Below are 14639 nucleotides of genomic sequence, written 5' to 3' on the forward strand. Positions count from 1 at the left end.
CAGCGTCAGTGGCTGGCACACCAGGTGCAACACGATGAATTTGCACCCAAAGATAACTATCCGATCAACCGTGGTTTCCAGGATTGTTACGGTACGATCTATGGAGTGGTGGATTATTTCGACCCGTTCAGCCTGATCAGTGGAGATAAGCCGGTGAATTCTGTTCCAGATGATTATTACAGCACGATTGCATTGGCCGATACAGCCGTTGCCTACGTGAATAAGTATGCGGAAACCGATAAGCCTTTCTTTATGTACCTGGCTTTCCACTGTCCGCATTGGCCGTTGCATGCACTACCTGAAGATATAGAAAAGTATAAAGATACTTACAAAGACGGTTGGCAGGCTATCCGGGAAGCCCGTTACCAGCGGATGAAAGAAATGAAACTGTTCGGTGATGCTGACAATTTCCTATCTCCCCGCCAGTTTACCGACTCCTGGGACGAGAACCCAACCAAGGAATGGGATGCCCGTGCGATGGCAGTTCATGCAGCTATGGTAGACCGTATGGATCAGGAGATCGGTCGTGTGATAGAGACGCTAAAGAAGAACGGACAGTTGGATAATACCCTGATCCTCTTTATGTCGGATAACGGATGCAGTAACGAGGACTGTCAGAATTATTCGGAAGGGGAAAACGACCGTCCTGCCGAAACGCGCGATGGCCGTAAGATCGTTTATCCGAAAGAGAAAGAGATAATGCCTGGCCCGGAAACAAGTTATGCCTCTGTGGGTGCCAGATGGGCGAATGCCGCAAATACGCCGTTCCGTTTCTGGAAGGCAAAATCGTATGAAGGAGGAATTTGTACTCCGATGATCGCCCACTGGCCGAAAGGGATCAAGCAGCCGAAAGGAAGTGTTAATACCCAAATGGGGCATGTGATGGATATAATGGCAACCTGCCTTGATATATCCGGTACCGACTATCCGACGGAATACAATGGAAATAAGATCATTCCATTGGCCGGCAAAAGTCTGGACCCGATCTTTAAAACAGGGACGCGCCAGGGACACGACGAATTATGCTTCGAGCATTTCAACGAGAAAGCCCTGATCGATGTCTCCGGCTGGAAGATCGTATGGCCGAACAATAAAAAGGACTGGGAACTTTATAACCTAAATGAAGATCGCAGTGAGATGCATAATCTGGCCGATCAGTATCCGGAAAAGGTAAAAGAGATGGTAGCCCGGTATGAGGAATGGGAGAAAGATTATATGGTCGTTCCCCGTCCGAAATAATACATTACGTTTTTCAATATATGTAAATTAGAAAAACTTCCGGCTGTATTAGGAAGCATAAGCTCCTACATCACCGGGAGTTTTTATATCTTTGTGCGGAACATAAAACACATAATATGGAACGCTTCGCCGCAATTGATTTTGAAACTGCCAATGGAAAACGCTGCAGTGTATGCAGTGTCGGGGTGGCTATTGTCGAGGATAATAAAATCATCGATCAGGTATACAGCCTGATCCGCCCTTATCCGAATTACTATACACAGTGGACTACTGCCGTACATGGACTTACGCCAGCCGATACGAATGATGCCCCCGATTTTGAGGAAGTATGGGCAAAGATCGCACCTAAAATAGTCGATTTACCCCTGGTTGCCCATAACAGTCCTTTCGATGAAGGATGCCTGAAAGCCGTACACCAAACATACGAACTGGCTTATCCGAAATATCAGTTCTACTGCACCTGCCGTTTGTCGCGTAAGATGTATCCGTTCCTGGTGAATCATCAGTTGCACACGGTGGCAGCTTATTGTGGGTATGACCTTAGAAACCACCATCATGCAATGGCGGACGCGTATGCCTGTGCCCATATTGCAGTCACTATGATGCGCGAGAAAGGAGTAGAAACCTTACAGGAATTATTATAACCGGCAGCCTTATTCGGTGACCTCTTCTACGGTTACAGTCTGCTGCTTCCCGGCAATCTTATCGACCACAACTGCAATTGCGCCGTCGCCTGTTACGTTGCAGGCCGTACCGAAGCTATCCATTGCGATATAGAGGGCAATCATTAAAGCCTGTAAAGTCTCGTTGAATCCCAGCATGCTCTGCAATAATCCGAGCGCAGCCATAATAGCTCCCCCCGGGACTCCCGGAGCGGCAACCATCGTAATGCCCAGCATCATAATGAATCCGGCTAAACCGGCAAACGTTACCGGCTCTCCGGCCATATACATGATAGCCATTGCACAGGCCGTAATCTTCATCGTACTACCGGAAAGGTGAATGGTTGCGCATAATGGAATAACAAAAATAGCGATTGTCTCCCTGACGCCGTTCTTGACAGTCTGAGCCAGTGTCACCGGAATGGTAGCAGCCGACGATTGTGTTCCTAATGCAGTAGCATAAGCCGGCAGCATGTTTCTTAATAACCGGAATGGATTTTTTCCACTGATACTTCCGGCAATCGTGAACTGAATAATCAAAAGTAACACATGCAGTACGAATATCACGATGATCACTTTCAGGAACATGGCTATAATACTCATCACTTGTCCGCTGACCGTCATATTCAGAAAGATACCGAAGATATGCAAAGGAAGTAGCGGAATAATAATGGCCTCGATAAGTTTGGTTATAATCTTCTGAAAATCGTTGAATGCTTCCCGTAATGCGTTCCCGTCGATATAAGATAGTCCTAGCCCGATTGTAAACGATAATAACAGGGCGGTCATGACATCCATCAATGGAGGCATACCCACGGTGAAATAAGGAAGCAGCATGAAATCTTCCGGATTATCCATGGCTGTGAGTTCCGCATTGGCTGGTAATATATGCGGGAAGATCGCCGAAGTACTGAAGAACGTGAAGAATCCTGAAAAGATCGTCGATCCATAAGCGATCAGAGCCGTGATAGCCAATAGTTTGCCGGCTCCTTTTCCCAGGTCTCCGATGGCAGGTGTCACCAGTCCCAGAATGATAAGCGGGATGGAGAACGAAAGGAAGTTTCCGAACAACGAGTTGAAGGTTACAAAGATACGTGCGATACCATTCGGCAGAAACTGGCCGAACAACACACCGGCAGCGATGGCAATGACTACTTTAGTCAGTAGCGATACTTTCAGTTTTTTCATTTATCCGTTTGATTTTATACCCGATGGCGGCAACCGTGATGCTCATCAACGGGCTGATTAGATTAAAGAAACAATAAGGTAAATATGTAAGAGTGGCTACACCCAGAATGGTGGCCTGCGTCATACCGCAAGTATTCCATGGGATAAGAACGGAAGTCACCGTTACCGCATCTTCCGTGGTTCGGCTTAACAGGCGGCTTTCATATCCCTTCTTTTGATAAATATCCTTGAACATATTTCCTGTAAGGATAATCGAGATGTATTGGTCGGCAGTACAGATATTAAGGAACAGACCCGACACGACAGTCGATGCAACCAGTCCTACGGTACGTTTCATAAAGCGGATGAATACCGAGGTGATACTTCCCAGCATGCCGCTGGCAGTCATGGCTCCCCCGAAACACATGGCACAGATGATTAACCAGATCGTGTTCATCATTCCGCTCATCCCCCGGGTGGATACCAGATCGTTCAGGTCGGCATTGCCTGTCTGCACCTGGGTACTTCCATAGAAAGTCATAAGCAGCCCTTTGAATTGCGATTGTATGTTTTCGACAGGCAGGCCCGATATTTCCTGCAACAGGTGAGGCTGAAAGATTAAAGCGAATACACCTGCCAGGGTGGCAGATATAAATAAGGTGATGATGGAAGGCACCCTTTTGGCAATCAATATGCCGGTAACAATCGGGACGATCAACAGCCAGAATGAGATATTGAATGTTTCCTTCAGAGAGGTCGAGTACATAGCGATCTGGTCGCTTGCCGTTGCCTCGTGTGTGAAACCTGCTACGGTGAAAATAACTAGTGTGATTAGCATGGAAGGAACCGTCGTTATCATCATATATTTGATATGTTTGAACAACGGGGTATCGGTAACCGATGCAGCCAGTACCGTCGTATCCGAAAGCGGAGATATCTTATCGCCGAAATAGGCACCTGAAATAATAGCTCCGGCAATCCATCCGGCATCGAATCCCTGCGCCAGACCGATACCCAGTAAAGCTATACCGATCGTGGCAATCGTCGTCCACGAACTTCCCGTCATAACAGAAACGACCGCGCAAATGACACAGGTCGATGCCAGGAAGAAACTGGGGTGAATGATCTGCATTCCATAATAGATCAATGTCGGCACTACCCCGCTTATCATCCAGCTGCCGGATAACGCCCCGATAATTAAAAGAATGATCAGTGCCGTCGCTACCCCGGTGATATTGTTGATCATCGCCAGCTCGATCGATTTCCAGCGTACTTTGCTGTATCCCATGGCGATCAGACAGCAGACAGCTGTTGCCGTTAGCAAAACGACCTGGCTGCCTCCGCTCAGGGCATCACTGCCGAAGGTGCGGATGGTGACGAATAGGAGCGCAACCAATACAAGTATGGGAACGAGAGAAAGTAAGGGTGAAGGTATCTTTGCGGGAGTTTGATCCATATAAAATGAGTACTTGTAATTTTGCCTGCAAAAATACAACAAAAAAGTGAAATTGGGAAAAGTATGCCATCTTTGCCACCTCTCATAATCAAGAAATAAATGTAATAAATTTGATTTTTATGGAAAATGAAATTTTATTTGTATTGCTTAATGATTTTGCCGATTGGGATTGAGTAACCAAGACACGCTCGTCCTTGCTCAGATTAGCCGCATCCGCCACTTTCAGCAAAGGCAAATCGACAACCGTAGACGAAGGCGGCAGTTACACGATCAAGGACATCCAAAAAGATACGGAAATCGTCGTGTCAGGTATTGTAAAGAAAAAGAATACCGCTACCGCTTTAAGTAAGGGGAAGGCATTGTTTAGCTTGATCCCCCTTTTAGTATTATTGCCAGTTGCTTAACACCTTCCGATGCACCGGCTTTGATGAAGTGGATATCGTTCCGGTAAGTATTTACTTCTTTCGGGTCGATAAGATAGATAGGCTGGCCGCGACGAACGTAATTCAGCAGTCCCGCTGCCGGATAAACATTGAGGGAAGTGCCGATCACCACAAACAGGTCACATGACTCCACCAGGCGGATAGCCGGGTCGATCATCGGAACAGCTTCACCAAACCATACGATAAAAGGACGTAGCTGATTATCATGCGGATCTTTGTCACCGAGGTGGATGTCCGGATGTTCGGGGGAGATATCGTAGGTCGTGTTGAGATCCCGTACGGAACAGGATTTCATCAATTCTCCGTGAAGATGGAGCACGTTGCTGCTACCTGCCTGTTCGTGCAGGTTATCGATATTTTGTGTAATGATGTGCACATCGAAATCCTTTTCCAGTTCAGCCAGTCCGATATGTCCCGCGTTGGGTTTGGTGTTGAGCAATTCCCTGCGTCGCTGGTTATAGAAGTCGAGTACCAGTTCGGGGTTGGAGGCAAAGCCTTCGGGGGTTGCAACCTCTTCCACCCGGTATTTTTCCCAGAGACCATCGGAGTCACGAAAGGTCGAAATACCGCTTTCAGCACTCATGCCGGCGCCGGTCAGTACGACTAATTTCTTTTTCATAAGGCTATTGTTGTTTAATTTTACAAAGATAGAAAAGAATGTAGCTAAATGTATCTTCCTATAAATTTTGAAGCGTTTTTTATTGCACCCTTTAATTATTATCGTACATTTGCTGTGCATTTCATTCCAAAAGGTGGGGAAACCTGCCAATTTCCGTGGCGGGCATTTTTATGTCCGCTTACGATCATTCTATATGGCGGTTCCGTACCCCCGTGTGGAATATTAATGTATCTACTGCCTTTTGGGGTGAAATGCAACGGGACAGGCGGAACCGCTCTTATATTCAGAAAATCTTCGCCTTCACATCTAATATTAATAGGTATGGACACAGAATTTTTAACTGCCCAGCAAAGTGAAGACCTGCAAAGGTTAAGTGGAAACCCCTCTCCTTTTTCTGAAGAAGAACTAAAAGATTTTTACCTCAAACTGGCCCGTCTGGTCAATCCGGGTGCATGTTCTCCTAAACGCACCGATTTTGAAATATTGAGCATACTTAGTAAAGACCTGAAGAGAAACCTCGGATTTTTATGTAAATATACGCAACACTCCTGGGACGAAGGATTGTTGGAGATACAAATGGCCTGCGGCGTTTATTCCGTACAGGACAGTATCCCCAAAATGCAGCGATTAGAAATGAATACTTCTCTGGGGAGGCATTTACAATTTCTTGCCCGGATGGCATCCAGCTGTTCGGTTGCAAGAAAGATGCACGCGGAATATACCCGGCATTTTATTAATGTAGAATACCTTTTAAAGCAAATGGGAAATAAGACTAACTGAGTGGCAGGAGCTGGGAAAGTAATTTATTTCTCCCTATAAACTAATCGGAAAGTTAGGACTTTTTACTGCCAGGGTGTACAGGGTGACTGCGTAGGGTGTACTGGGTAGCAGGACAAGGTGTACACCCTGGTGGATTATCCTGTACAGGGTGGTTTTACAAACCGGGGAGTTAACAGTTAGTTTGTCATAGGTTTTGTTTTAATGAGACTGGGGGATGATAATAGTATCTTTATACACAAAGTTTACTGGTTTTGTTTGTTATTTGCAATATTTGCTTGTAATTTACTGGTATTAAGGTTTGTAAGACATTGCAAACGGGCTTTTTATTTGCAATGTTATTTGTCATCTGTCATGCTCTCTCTTGCAGTCAAACTATGACAAATGACAAACGCTATTGCAAACAAAGGAGGTGTTTGCAATAGCGTATCATATTGTTATGTAGTATATTATATCGATATATTGCAAATAACAAATAAATTGTCCAAACATTTTGTTGGATAACTATAATTACTCTGTTATCCCAGATTGTTCAGGATATCTGTTTTTCCTTCCTGTACCAGGCGGTAGATCATTTCTCCGAATAGAGTATTAACCCAGGCAAACCAGGAACGGGTAAAGTTCTTTGGATCGTCTTTGTGGAACGATTCGTGCATGAAACCGGTTTCTCCGTCGGTATCGCGCAGCATTTTAACGCAATGGCGTATTTCTTCCGGATCGCTGGTCGTGTTGCATCGCATGATGATACTCATAGGCCAGATAAAGTCGAAGCCGATATGCGGTCCGCCGATACCTTCACCCGCCTTACCTTTGAAGAAGTAAGGGTTTAATTCGCTAAGCACCAGCTTGCGTGTGTTCTGATATACCGGGTCGTTTACATCGACGCATCCCAGGTAAGGCATTGCCAGCAAACTCGGAACATTGGCGTCGTCCATGAAAACATGGTTGTAGAAACCGTCTGCTTCGAATGCATATACTTTACCGAATTTCGGATGCTCGACGATTCCGTATTTTTCGATGGCGGCAGCCACTTCGTCAGCCAATGAATCGCACTGGCGGGCAAAATCGTTATCCTTTTTGATGTCGCGCATCATTTCGGCCAGCTGGCGCAAGGAAGTTACGGCAAACATATTCGACGGGATCAGGAAGCCGAACAGGGTCGCGTCGTCCGAAGGACGGAAAGACGAAACGATCAGGCCTACCGGACGTACCGGGCTACCGTAACCATCATTTAGCAAAGTATCGCCCTGACGGTCTGTCTTACGGGAGAAACGGTAAGGGCCGAGGCTGTCTTTACGTTGTTGTTCGATGAAAGTCTTATAGACAGATTTCATTGCTTTGTCCCAGTCTGCATCGAAAGGAGAGGTGTCGCCTGTTTTTTTCCAGAAATGATAAGCCAGGCGGATCGGGTAACAAAGTGAGTCGATCTCCCACTTACGTTCGTGGAGCTCTTTCTTCATCTCCGTACGGTCGCTTTCCCATTCGCTGCCTGTCGGGCCTTCGTTGAAGCCGTTGGCATACGGATCGATGTTAATGCACCAGGTCTGACGGTTGATTACACCAGCCAGCATGGTTTTAACTTTTGGATCTTCATTGGCAAATTTAATGTGTGGGAAAACCTGTGCCGACGAGTCGCGCAACCACATTGCGTGGATGTCGCCTGTCAGGACGAAAGTGTCGGGTTTACCGTTCACTATCTTATGTTCGCAGGTGGTATCCAATGTGTTAGGGAAACAGTTTTCGAACATCCAGGCCAGTTTCGGGTCTTTTAGTTTTGCTTTAGTAGTTTTGATTGCCTGTTCTACGGCTGGCGAAGAAAAGTGACGTTTTTCCAGTGCCGGACGCAGACATGTGTACTGTGAAGTTTCAGAAATAACCGGCGAACCTGTAGCTGCTGACTCTGCTATGTGGGCAAACGATTTTTGTCCGACCAGCAGGCCTGCCAGTGAAAGGCTTCCGGATTTCAGGAAGTTTCTACGTGTAGTCATGATGAGTTTACGTTTTTGTTTTATGATTATTGAATATTATTGATCTCAGCAAAAAGTTCAATCATGCAGGCGTTGTCCAGCAACCATTTGAACTTCTTATTCTTGGTCCCCGCCCAATCGTTTCCCAGGAAACCGTTCTCGTCACGCGTATTTTGCCACGCATAACGGGCATTATCAGCCATGGTATTCACATACTCGTAATTGTTGTCGACCTCTGCCAATGCGAGAAGGCCACGCAGCAAAATGACATTGAACCACGGATTTGCGGGGTAAAAATAAGCATCTTTTCCATCAATACCAGTACGTTTATTCAAAAAATGCTTGTAAGCACCCTTCGCCGTATTTTGTGCATCTTGCAGGAATGTTTCATCCGAGGTGGTTTGGTATAACAGTACACCAGCTTGTATCATCTGTCCGCTGTTGTAAGTGAACTTTGCTTTGCCGATGGTTTTATCGAGGCTTATGTTGTCCCAATAAACCGAATCGGCAGGGTCGCATAAGTTTGTCTTTGTCCAGTTATAGGTTTTTATGGCCTGGTCCAGATACTTCTGTTCTTTCGTCAGGTTATACAGTTTCATACATAATACGGCTGCCGGAGCATTAGAGCAGGTGTTTTTGGATACTTTTTTCTGTTCGCACCAGTAGATACCACCATCCAATACATCGTCCCAGCCACTATAAATATATTCGTGTAATTCTTTTGCTTTCAGTAGATACTGCTGGTCGTTGGTGAGTGCATACAAATCGCAGAAGTCGATAGCCAGCCAATCATTATCATCGTAGAAACGGTCGCTTTCGCCGTTGAACATAGGATAGCTTTGATAGCAATGCGGGTTGCGGGTGTTGTCCCAGTATAAATCCAATCCCGGGATGATGCGTTTTTCCAATATTTCCAGGTATTTGTTATCACCGGTAGCATCATACAGGGCGATACAACCTGATAACATACCGGAGTAAGGCCAAAGGAAAGATACTTCCTGGTCCTTTTTCTGTTCGCTTCCTTCAGCGAGGTAAGTGACTTGGTTTTCAGGGTTAACCGGATAAGTCTCAGAAAGAAGACCGTATTTCTCGACATTATACTTTGTCAGAATGTTGGTCAGTAGCGAGTCTGCGATAATCACATCCTTGTTCGCATGGGGCTGTGGTTGCTTGGTGCACGCACAAAAACATATTGCGAGCAGGCAACAATTAAAAATTGGTCTAATTCTCATGGTCTATATATTTGAACTGAAATTGAAAAGTGCAAATGTAATATATTTTCTTTAGTTATTGAATAATAAAAGATAGTGGTTTTATACAATGAGCTATGTAGGAACTTGTATACTGACTTTTTTTTAGAAGTTCTCCCATGTAGTGGCGTTTTTATACAAAATTGTTAATTAATCACAATCGGTTGAAGATTTCATTCGTCATTCTCCATAACAGATGCAAAAGTAATAAAAAAGTACCTTCTGATGACGTTTGTGTACTTAAAAGCATTACTTTTGTAGCTTGTAATTAGTTGAAAACGAAAAAGAATGGATAAAGTAAGTTATGCACTTGGCTTAAGTATCGGAAATAATTTCCAGAACTCAGGCATTAATGATCTTCAGGTTGAAGACTTTGTAAAGGGATTGAAAGATGTTTTGGGTAATCAGACTCCTGAAATCAGTTATGACGAAGCTAAGCAAGTGATCAACGATTACTTCATGAAGCTACAGAAAGAAAAATTCGAAGTAAACAAAAAAGCCGGAGAAGAGTTTCTAAGCATCAACAAAGGTAAAGCGGGTGTTGTTACATTACCCAGCGGATTACAATATCAGGTACTTCAAAAAGGAAACGGTGCGAAACCGACCGCATCCGATCAGGTGAAATGCCATTATCACGGTACATTAATCAATGGAACAGTTTTTGATAGCTCCGTACAGCGCGGCGAACCGGCTGTATTCGGTGTATCGCAAGTGATCCCGGGATGGGTAGAAGCGCTGCAACTGATGGAAGTGGGCTCAAAATGGAGATTGTTCATCCCGTCTGACCTGGCTTATGGCGAACATGGTGCAGGTGAAGCGATCGAACCGAACAGTGCATTGGTATTTGATGTTGAATTATTGGACATAGTAAAATAATTTATAGAGAAAAATGAAAAAGATTAGTGTTTTAGCCGCTACAGCTATTGTAGCATTGGGCGTTTCTGCCACATCTTGTGACTCAAAAAAGAGCGCGAACCTGAAATCATCAGTAGATAGCGCGAGCTATGCAATTGGTGTTGCTAACGGTAGCATGTTCAAACAGAACCTGGATGGTATGCCTGGTGGTCCTGCTAATGTAGATGCTTTATTGGCAGGTTTCGAAGCTGCTATGAAGGGTGATTCTACCGGATTGAAAATGACTCCGGAACAGGCTCAGACTTACCTGAATACTTATTTCGTAGAAGCTCAGGCTCGTGACGCAAACAAGACAAAAGAAGAAGGTGAAAAGTTCCTTGCTGAAAACAAAGCTAAGGAAGGCGTTATTACTACAGAAAGCGGCTTGCAGTACAAAGTAGAAACAGAAGGTACAGGTGCAAAACCGACAGCTGACGACCAGGTGAAAGTACATTATACAGGAACATTGTTGGATGGTACTAAGTTCGATAGTTCTGTTGACCGTGGCGAACCTGCTGTATTCGGCGTTGGCCAGGTGATCAAAGGATGGACTGAAATCCTGCAGATCATGCCGGTAGGTTCTAAGTATGTGATCTGGGTTCCTTCTGATCTTGCTTATGGCGAACACGGAACTCGTGGTATCAAACCGAACAGCGTATTGAAATTCGAAGTGGAATTGCTGGATATCGTTAAAGACGATCAGAAAAAGTAATTTCTCATTTTAGTAGATAAAGGAGCGGGTAATTTATGCTGAAAAGCATTAATTGCCCGCTTTTATTATTTATTTGCTACTTTTTTCTTTCAGAATGATAGAATGTTGAAAATTATTATATACTTTTGATATATAAATAATTTAGAGCGTATAATAAAGCGATAGAAAACATGGAGAAAATAGACAAGCTGGATCGGCAGATATTGAACATTATTTCAAAGAATGCCAGGATTCCTTTCAAGGATGTAGCTGAAGAGTGTGGTGTGTCTCGTGCAGCCATTCATCAAAGGGTACAGCGCATGATTGATATGAATGTGATCGTTGGATCGGGTTATCATATTAATCCTAAAATTCTGGGATATAATACCTGCACGTATATCGGTGTTAAATTGGAACGTGGTTCTATGTATAAGGATGTGGTTCCTGAATTTGAAAAAATACCGGAAGTGGTTGAGTGTCATTTTACTACCGGTCCGTACACAATGCTGATCAAGTTGTATGCTCGCGATAATGAGCACCTGATGGAGCTTCTGAACTCGAAGATTCAGGAAATACCGGGTGTAACGGCTACAGAAACGCTGATCTCATTGCGGCAGAGCGTGAAACGTGAGATTCCTATCTGCAATGTCAACGAATAATTTGTAACATAATAGACAGCCCGGCCTCCTGAAGAGTTGCCGGGCTTTTTTATATCCATAGCAATTATTACCTTTGTAAAACCAATGTAATATAGAGTTTATTTGCTCCATGAAAAGATATGTAGGACTTATCATATTATTAAGCTGTTTTTCCTCATGGCTTGTTGCCGGGGAAAGCTATTGCTTTCGTGTCTATCTGAAAGATAAAGGCGATTCCGGTTATACAGTCGACCAACCGGAAGCATTTCTTTCGAAAGAATCTATTCAACGTCGTGAGAAAAACGGTACGCCTGTATCGGTCACCGATCTCCCCATAGCACGTTCTTACCTGGATACATTGGCTTTGGCAGGGGCTGAACCGGTTGTCCAGAGTAAATGGTTTTCTACTGTGGTGGTGACAAGCCAGGACAGTACTGTTGCTGATCGGCTGAAAGAATTAGCTATCGTCGACTCCGTAAAATGGGTCTGGAAAGGCAGTAATGTAGTTACTGCTGAACAGGAGGAGCAGGACGAGCGCTTCTTTCCGGCAGATACTCCGCTAAAAGACAGGTACGGATATGCCAGCGAACAGATTAAAATGCTTAACGGTATCAAATTGCATGAGGCAGGATTCCAGGGTGAAGGTATGCGAGTGGCCGTGATAGATGCCGGTTTTCAGAATGTAGACCGGATCAGTGTGTTCGATTCGTTGAGGCTGATCGGTACGCATAATGTGGTTTACCCGGGACAGAGCGTATATAATGCCGACGATCATGGAACGAAAGTGCTGTCTTGCTTGGCTGCCGATATGCCGGGTATTATGGTGGGGACGGCTCCTAAGGCGTCCTATCTCCTGATCAAAAGCGAAGACAGCGATTCCGAGTATCCCATCGAGGAAGACTATTGGGCGGCTGCGGTTGAGTATGCCGATAGTGTGGGAGTCGATGTGATCACTTCATCACTGGGGTATTTTGCTTTTGATGCCGATGAATTATCGTATGACCAGTCTGCCCTTGACGGCAAGACAACGTTGATCAGCCAGGCGGCTCATATGGCTGCCCAGAAAGGTATCCTGATGTTTTGCAGTGCAGGAAATGAAGGTAACGGGATTTGGGGAAAGATCACTTTCCCGTCCGATGCATCGGATGTGCTGACGGTGGGAGCGATCACGGAAGAAAAGAAGAAGAGTGTTTTCAGCTCTGTCGGTTTTACGGCCGACTATCGGGTGAAACCGGATGTGGTGGCACTGGGGTCGGGTAGTTGTGTGATCGACCCGAAAGGAAATGTGCGTTATGCCAGCGGAACTTCTTTTGCCACACCAATCCTGGCAGGTCTGGGTATTTGCCTGTGGCAGGCGTTACCCAAGCTGAATAATAAAGATATTATAGACCTATTGCACCAGGTGTCAAGCCAATCCAAACGGCCTGATGCCGAGCTGGGATATGGTATTCCCAATATGTACAAAGCTTATAAGAAAGGACTTCAATATGCCGGGGCTGAACATTAATCCGGAATATACAGGCAATGAACGCCGGGAGTTCTCTTTACTGGAATTGAATAATCTGGTACGGGGAGCGATCAGTGATGCTTTTCCCGGTACTTGCTGGGTGCGTGCGGAAATGAGTGATGTGCGGACCAATGCGGCTTCCGGTCATTGTTATCTGGAATTTATAGAAAAGAATCCGGTAACCGGACAACTGGTTGCCAGGGCACGAGGCTCTATCTGGGCGAAGACGTTCCGGATGTTGAAGCCTTATTTCGAGATGGAGACGGGGCAATTGTTTGCTTCCGGGCTGAAAGTATTGGTAAAGGTTTCCATCGAGTTTCATGAGTTGTACGGATATAGCCTGACTGTGACGGATATCGATCCGGCTTATACGATGGGTGATATGCTCCGGCGCCGGATGGAGATCATCCGCCAGTTGAAGGAAGAGGGTGTATTTACGCTTAACAAAGAGTTGCCTTTTCCTGAATTACCTAAACGTATTGCTGTTATCACTTCGCCTACTGCGGCAGGATATGAAGATTTCCTGAACCAACTAGCACATAATAAAGCCGGTTATCCTTTTTATACAAAGCTTTTTCCAGCCCTGATGCAGGGAGAAAAAACGGAAGAGTCGGTTATTGCGGCGCTGGACCGTATTTATCATCATATCGATTGTTTTGATGTGGTGGTGATCATTCGTGGAGGTGGAGCGACCTCCGACCTGAATAGTTTCGATTCGTATTTGCTGGCGGCTAATTGCGCCCAATTCCCTTTACCGGTTATTACCGGTATCGGTCATGAACGTGACGATACGATTCTGGATATGGTGGCTCATACCCGAATGAAGACGCCGACGGCTGTGGCGGAATTTCTGATCGGCCGTATGGATGCGGTGGCGATGGAGTTGGAAGAACTTCAACAGGATGTCAGTGAACTGGCTACCGGGATCTTGCAGAAGCAAAGGAATTTCCTGCAATTGTTGGGTACCCGCCTTCCTGCAATCACTATCAACCGGATTGAACGCAATCGCTCTCTTTTGCAGATGCTGGGGAATAAGCTTCCGGTATCCGCTTCCGCCATGTTGTTGCGTCGTCGTTCCGCGTTGGATACATTACAGTTGCAATTACAAAATCGTGTAACTTCCCGGATCACGGAGGGAACCCGTTTTATCCAGCTGACGGAGCAGTTCATCAAAATGGCTTCTCCCGATTATGTACTGAAACGAGGCTATAGCCTCGCCCTTAAAGACGGCAAAATAATTAAACATGCCACCGAACTGAGTTCCGGCGACGAACTGGTCACCCGGTTTGCGGATGGGGATGTGAAGAGTATCGTTAAAAAATAAATCAA

Annotated in this window: 13 protein-coding genes; 8 read left to right on the top strand and 5 right to left on the bottom strand. The window is 45.3% G+C overall.

The window, feature by feature from the left end:
• Both BQ7394_RS00880 and BQ7394_RS00885 read left to right on the top strand, forming a co-directional pair.
• Positions 1 to 1239 (top strand): sulfatase-like hydrolase/transferase (locus BQ7394_RS00880; RefSeq protein ID WP_075555645.1); only part of this gene is annotated, 1239 nt, incomplete at its 5' end.
• Between the two features lie 116 nt (positions 1240 to 1355).
• Positions 1356 to 1883, top strand: a complete 528-nt coding sequence (locus tag BQ7394_RS00885; protein WP_075555646.1) for a 3'-5' exonuclease — start codon at positions 1356 to 1358, stop codon at positions 1881 to 1883.
• A gap of 9 nt (positions 1884 to 1892) precedes the next feature.
• On the opposite strand, the gene BQ7394_RS00890 is transcribed toward BQ7394_RS00885, so the two are convergent.
• The 3 genes from BQ7394_RS00890 to BQ7394_RS00900 all read right to left on the bottom strand — a co-directional run bounded on the left by BQ7394_RS00890 (position 1893) and on the right by BQ7394_RS00900 (position 5586).
• Positions 1893 to 3089 (bottom strand): dicarboxylate/amino acid:cation symporter, encoded by a 1197-nt coding sequence (locus BQ7394_RS00890; protein ID WP_075555647.1) that lies wholly within the window; start codon positions 3087 to 3089, stop codon positions 1893 to 1895.
• Positions 3058 to 4524, bottom strand: a complete 1467-nt coding sequence (gene nhaC, locus BQ7394_RS00895; RefSeq protein WP_075555648.1) for a Na+/H+ antiporter NhaC — start codon at positions 4522 to 4524, stop codon at positions 3058 to 3060. Before nhaC ends, BQ7394_RS00890 begins: the two co-directional genes overlap by 32 nt.
• 363 nt (positions 4525 to 4887) lie before the next feature.
• Positions 4888 to 5586: an SIR2 family NAD-dependent protein deacylase gene (locus BQ7394_RS00900; protein ID WP_075555649.1), complete on the bottom strand. Its 699-nt coding sequence runs from the start codon at positions 5584 to 5586 to the stop codon at positions 4888 to 4890.
• Between the two features lie 321 nt (positions 5587 to 5907).
• Here BQ7394_RS00900 and BQ7394_RS00905 point away from each other — a divergent pair, with 321 nt between their 5' ends.
• The gene (locus BQ7394_RS00905; RefSeq protein ID WP_075556816.1) at positions 5908 to 6366 is read left to right on the top strand and encodes a hypothetical protein; all 459 of its coding nucleotides are present in this window, start codon (positions 5908 to 5910) and stop codon (positions 6364 to 6366) included.
• 515 nt (positions 6367 to 6881) lie between these two features.
• Here the strand turns inward: BQ7394_RS00905 and BQ7394_RS00910 are convergent.
• Together BQ7394_RS00910 and BQ7394_RS00915 are read right to left on the bottom strand one after the other, a co-directional pair.
• Complete coding sequence (locus BQ7394_RS00910) at positions 6882 to 8351, bottom strand: glycoside hydrolase family 125 protein (RefSeq protein ID WP_075555650.1); 1470 nt, start codon at positions 8349 to 8351, stop codon at positions 6882 to 6884.
• 26 nt (positions 8352 to 8377) lie between these two features.
• The gene (locus tag BQ7394_RS00915) at positions 8378 to 9562 is read right to left on the bottom strand and encodes a glycoside hydrolase family 76 protein (RefSeq protein WP_075555651.1); all 1185 of its coding nucleotides are present in this window, start codon (positions 9560 to 9562) and stop codon (positions 8378 to 8380) included.
• A 306-nt stretch (positions 9563 to 9868) separates the two neighbouring features.
• On the opposite strand from BQ7394_RS00915, the gene BQ7394_RS00920 reads away from it, so the two are divergent.
• The 5 genes from BQ7394_RS00920 to xseA all read left to right on the top strand — a co-directional run bounded on the left by BQ7394_RS00920 (position 9869) and on the right by xseA (position 14634).
• The gene (locus BQ7394_RS00920) at positions 9869 to 10456 is read left to right on the top strand and encodes a BamJ family beta-barrel-assembly machinery protein (RefSeq protein ID WP_075555652.1); all 588 of its coding nucleotides are present in this window, start codon (positions 9869 to 9871) and stop codon (positions 10454 to 10456) included.
• A 13-nt stretch (positions 10457 to 10469) separates the two neighbouring features.
• Positions 10470 to 11186 (top strand): BamJ family beta-barrel-assembly machinery protein, encoded by a 717-nt coding sequence (locus tag BQ7394_RS00925; protein ID WP_075555653.1) that lies wholly within the window; start codon positions 10470 to 10472, stop codon positions 11184 to 11186.
• Positions 11187 to 11356: 170 nt separating this feature from the next.
• Positions 11357 to 11824 carry an Lrp/AsnC family transcriptional regulator gene (locus BQ7394_RS00930; protein ID WP_028728227.1) on the top strand — a complete coding sequence of 156 codons (468 nt, stop codon included), beginning with the start codon at positions 11357 to 11359 and terminating at the stop codon, positions 11822 to 11824.
• Between the two features lie 109 nt (positions 11825 to 11933).
• On the top strand, positions 11934 to 13310 hold the full coding sequence (locus BQ7394_RS00935) for a S8 family peptidase (RefSeq protein WP_075555654.1): 1377 nt from the start codon (positions 11934 to 11936) through the stop codon (positions 13308 to 13310).
• Positions 13291 to 14634 carry an exodeoxyribonuclease VII large subunit gene (gene xseA / locus BQ7394_RS00940; RefSeq protein WP_075555655.1) on the top strand — a complete coding sequence of 448 codons (1344 nt, stop codon included), beginning with the start codon at positions 13291 to 13293 and terminating at the stop codon, positions 14632 to 14634. Before BQ7394_RS00935 ends, xseA begins: the two co-directional genes overlap by 20 nt.
• Positions 14635 to 14639: the final 5 nt, after the last annotated feature.

Source organism: Parabacteroides timonensis, assembly GCF_900128505.1.
In the GTDB taxonomy this organism is placed as follows: domain Bacteria; phylum Bacteroidota; class Bacteroidia; order Bacteroidales; family Tannerellaceae; genus Parabacteroides; species Parabacteroides timonensis.

What these genes read in the sequence shown, in the direction of transcription:
- BQ7394_RS00885 (WP_075555646.1), top strand. Translation starts at nt 1,356, where the DNA reads ATGGAACGCTTCGCCGCAATTGATTTTGAAACTGCCAATGGAAAACGC.
- BQ7394_RS00890 (WP_075555647.1), bottom strand. Translation starts at nt 3,089, where the DNA reads ATGAAAAAACTGAAAGTATCGCTACTGACTAAAGTAGTCATTGCCATC.
- nhaC (WP_075555648.1), bottom strand. Translation starts at nt 4,524, where the DNA reads ATGGATCAAACTCCCGCAAAGATACCTTCACCCTTACTTTCTCTCGTT.
- BQ7394_RS00900 (WP_075555649.1), bottom strand. Translation starts at nt 5,586, where the DNA reads ATGAAAAAGAAATTAGTCGTACTGACCGGCGCCGGCATGAGTGCTGAA.
- BQ7394_RS00905 (WP_075556816.1), top strand. Translation starts at nt 5,908, where the DNA reads ATGGACACAGAATTTTTAACTGCCCAGCAAAGTGAAGACCTGCAAAGG.
- BQ7394_RS00910 (WP_075555650.1), bottom strand. Translation starts at nt 8,351, where the DNA reads ATGACTACACGTAGAAACTTCCTGAAATCCGGAAGCCTTTCACTGGCA.
- BQ7394_RS00915 (WP_075555651.1), bottom strand. Translation starts at nt 9,562, where the DNA reads ATGAGAATTAGACCAATTTTTAATTGTTGCCTGCTCGCAATATGTTTT.
- BQ7394_RS00920 (WP_075555652.1), top strand. Translation starts at nt 9,869, where the DNA reads ATGGATAAAGTAAGTTATGCACTTGGCTTAAGTATCGGAAATAATTTC.
- BQ7394_RS00925 (WP_075555653.1), top strand. Translation starts at nt 10,470, where the DNA reads ATGAAAAAGATTAGTGTTTTAGCCGCTACAGCTATTGTAGCATTGGGC.
- BQ7394_RS00930 (WP_028728227.1), top strand. Translation starts at nt 11,357, where the DNA reads ATGGAGAAAATAGACAAGCTGGATCGGCAGATATTGAACATTATTTCA.
- BQ7394_RS00935 (WP_075555654.1), top strand. Translation starts at nt 11,934, where the DNA reads ATGAAAAGATATGTAGGACTTATCATATTATTAAGCTGTTTTTCCTCA.
- xseA (WP_075555655.1), top strand. Translation starts at nt 13,291, where the DNA reads ATGCCGGGGCTGAACATTAATCCGGAATATACAGGCAATGAACGCCGG.